Origin of the sequence: Mycobacterium sp. (genome assembly GCF_049585075.1) — a bacterium.
Taxonomy (GTDB): domain Bacteria; phylum Actinomycetota; class Actinomycetes; order Mycobacteriales; family Mycobacteriaceae; genus Mycobacterium.
This window is the reverse complement of sequence record NZ_JBAUZA010000438.1, coordinates 1-3079: the sequence shown is the minus strand read 5'-3', so window position 1 is coordinate 3079 and position 3079 is coordinate 1. Positions and strand designations below refer to the sequence as shown.

Annotated in this window: 5 protein-coding genes and 1 pseudogene; 2 read left to right on the top strand and 4 right to left on the bottom strand. The window is 65.4% G+C overall.

Translation table 11 applies throughout. From position 1 onward, the window contains the following. Together WB785_RS20825 and WB785_RS20820 are read right to left on the bottom strand one after the other, a co-directional pair. On the bottom strand, nt 1-389 hold a 389-nt coding region (locus tag WB785_RS20825), incomplete at its 3' end, for a YbaK/EbsC family protein (RefSeq protein WP_424081380.1). Between the two features lie 3 nt (nt 390-392). After that, nucleotides 393-1241 carry an SDR family oxidoreductase gene (locus tag WB785_RS20820; RefSeq protein WP_424081379.1) on the bottom strand — a complete coding sequence of 283 codons (849 nt, stop codon included), beginning with the start codon at nt 1239-1241 and terminating at the stop codon, nt 393-395. A 281-nt stretch (nt 1242-1522) separates the two neighbouring features. Here WB785_RS20820 and WB785_RS20815 point away from each other — a divergent pair, with 281 nt between their 5' ends. Together WB785_RS20815 and rsrA are read left to right on the top strand one after the other, a co-directional pair. Beyond that, entirely contained in the window at nt 1523-2212 is a 690-nt protein-coding gene (locus WB785_RS20815) for a sigma-70 family RNA polymerase sigma factor (protein WP_424081385.1), read from the top strand. Between the two features lie 44 nt (nt 2213-2256). Beyond that, the gene (gene rsrA, locus WB785_RS20810; protein WP_424081383.1) at nt 2257-2502 is read left to right on the top strand and encodes a mycothiol system anti-sigma-R factor; all 246 of its coding nucleotides are present in this window, start codon (nt 2257-2259) and stop codon (nt 2500-2502) included. 71 nt (nt 2503-2573) lie between these two features. On the opposite strand, the gene WB785_RS20805 is transcribed toward rsrA, so the two are convergent. Next, nucleotides 2574-2648 carry a 50S ribosomal protein bL37 gene (locus WB785_RS20805; protein ID WP_139825066.1) on the bottom strand — a complete coding sequence of 25 codons (75 nt, stop codon included), beginning with the start codon at nt 2646-2648 and terminating at the stop codon, nt 2574-2576. 68 nt (nt 2649-2716) lie between these two features. After that, nucleotides 2717-3079, bottom strand: a pseudogene (locus tag WB785_RS20800) (hypothetical protein); the annotation flags it as partial.

Genomic DNA, 3079 nt, shown 5'->3' with positions numbered 1-3079 from the left:
CGATCCCACACCAGCGCGCCGGAGTCGACGACGGTCGGGAGCGACGCGCGCTGCCCAAACGGCGAAACCGCGCCGACCACATAACCCGTAACCCGTTGCGCGGCAGCGGGTTCGGCCATGCTGGCTTTGGACACCCCCAGCGCGGCGGCAGCAGCCTTCAGTGACAACTCCGACGACGCCGGCACTATCGCGACGGCGAGCCCGTCGGGCACGGCGATGATCAACGTCTTATAGATCTGCTCTGCCGCAATACCGCCGGCCGCAGTCAGCGCGTGGACTGCTTCGGCACCGAACGAATGTTGGCGGGGATCGTGACCGTACTTGACGACCTCATGCGGCACACCGGCAGCGATCAAGGCCGCGACGGCCGGTGTAGCAGCGGCCGCCACAGGCTAGGCCTGCTTGTACCCCGGCGGGTTGACGCCATCCACCCAGAAGTCGACGCCGAGTTTTCCGCCCGGGACGCAGTCATACACCGACAAGTCGGCGACACCGGATTCCACCAACACGTCTTCGCACAGCAGCGTGTTGCCGGTGTACTCACGAGAGGGCTTGTTGAGGATGACGTAGGCCGCGTCGGAGTACACCTCGGGCTTGCGCGCGCGGGCCATCGCCTCCTCACCACCGAGCAAGTTCTGGACTGCGGCGGTGGCCACCAGCGTGCGCGGCCACAGCGTGTTCGACGCGATGCCCTCGTCGCGCAGCTCCTCGGCCATGCCGAGCGCGCACAGCGTCATACCGAACTTGGCCATCATGTAGGCGGTCGGCTTCAGCCACTCTTTTCCAAGCAGCACCGGCGGCGACAACGTCAGGATGTGCGGGTTCTCCCGGCCCTTCAGATGCGGGATGCATGCCTGCGACACCGCATACGTGCCGCGTACCTGAATTCCGTTCATCAGATCGAACCGCTTCATCGGCACCTCGGTGATCGACCCCAGGTTGATTGCCGACGCGTTGTTCACGCAGATGTCGATGCCGCCGAACTGCTCGACGGTCTTAGCGACCGCGGCCTCGACCGAATCCGGGTCGCGGACGTCCCCGACGATCGGCAGCGCCTGGCCGCCGGCCTCTTCGAGCTCCTTCGCGGCGGTGAATACCGTGCCCGGCAGCTTGGGGTGCGGTTCGGCGGTCTTGGCGATCAAGGCGATGTTGGCGCCGTCCTGAGCGGCCCGCTTTGCGATGGCCAGGCCGATTCCGCGGCTGGCACCCGAGATGAACATGGTCTTGGCTTTCAGCGACATGAGCGTCACAGTAACGCTGCTCACAACCGACTCGAATCGGCGGCCCGGATTGGGTCGCTGACGGCAGCAGAAGTGAACCGGAAATAGCGCAGCGATTGTTGCTGTTCCAGTGGTGCGGAACAGACACTGTCGGTCGCAGCCTTTAGATTGGAGAGAGGGGGAGTCGGGTGTCAACGGCGACGAGCCTTATCGGCAACGAGCGGTTGGCTGGGTGCCAGACGGGTCCGGTGCTATTGGACCTGTTCACAGGCATCGCGACAGAAGGGACTGCGTTAGTCAATATGGCCGACATCGATGGCGCGACCGAGCCGGAGGCGGCAAAGGCTTCAGCGGCCTTAGACGAATCCTCGGATGCCCGTGGGCGCAGCCGCTCGAACGAGACCGACGCGGAGCTGACCGCGCGCTTCGAGCGCGACGCGATTCCGCTATTGGACCAGCTGTACGGCGGTGCGTTGCGGATGACCCGTAACCCGGCCGATGCCGAGGACTTACTCCAAGAAACCATGGTCAAGGCCTACGCGGGATTTCGCTCCTTCAAGGAGGGCACAAATCTCAAGGCGTGGCTCTACCGCATCCTGACCAACACCTACATCAACAGCTACCGCAAGAAGCAGCGGCAGCCGGCGCAGTATCCGACCGACGAGATCACCGACTGGCAGTTGGCGGCGACAGCCGAGCACTCCTCGACCGGCTTGCGCTCTGCGGAGGTCGAGGCGCTCGAATCGTTGCCGGACACCGAAATCAAGGCGGCGCTGCAGGCATTACCCGAAGAGTTCCGGATGGCGGTGTACTACGCAGACGTGGAGGGTTTCCCGTACAAGGAGATCGCCGAGATCATGGATACACCGATCGGAACGGTGATGTCGCGCCTGCATCGCGGCCGACGCCAACTGCGCGCGTTGCTGACCGATGTAGCCAAGGACCGGGGGTTCATCCGCGGTGGTCAGGCAACCGAGGAGGTGTCGTCGTGACCGGATTTTTGCCCGGTGACCCTCCGTCAGGCGCTGACCCCCGCATGAAGGCCGAGTGCGCCGAACTTGTCGCGATGGTGTGGGAGTTCATCGACGGTGAATGCAACCCCGAGGTCCGAGAGAAGCTCCGCAAGCATCTGGAGGAATGCCCGCCGTGTGAGCACTTACATGGCCTCGAGGAGCGAATCAAGGCGTTGATCGCGACCAAGTGCCGCGGCGAAAAAGCGCCGGAAGGCCTTCGTGAGCGGCTACGGATCGAGATCAGCCGCACCACAATCATCCGTCGATAACGCCCTAAGCACAGGGGAGCGGGGGCGTCCCCCAACGCCCCCGCAAGCGGGTGATCCCTGTGCCGCCCCGTCTAGGAGTTGGGGCGCTTACCGTGGTTGGCCTTGCTGTACTTTCGGTCCTTCTTCTTGCGGCCACGCTTGGCCATAACTGTCCTCCTCGCAGGTGTCCCTGCAGGTCAGTCTCCCATGTGTCGGGTGGTGGTTAGCCCTGGGGCTACGCAATCGACCCGGTGCCGACCGGCATCACAGCGGCCGGCTGTCCCGGCATCCCTGCTGTCTGCCCGGCGACGCCCGGCAGTGCCGGCGTCTGGCCCGGCAGGGCACCCGGGTAGCCAGGAGCCTGTCCCGGGAGACCACCGGGGTAGCCAGGAGTCTGTCCAGGGAGACCGCCGGGGTAGCCAGGAGTCTGTCCAGGGATGCCGCCGGGTAAACCGGGGGTTTGGCCCGGCAGCCCGCTAGGCAGGCCGGGGGTTTGGCCCGGGAGGCCGCTAGGCAGGCCGGGGGTTTGGCCCGGGAGCCCGCCGGGCAGCGTGCCGGGCAGACCCGGTGTTTGGCCCGGGACGGCACCCGGATAACC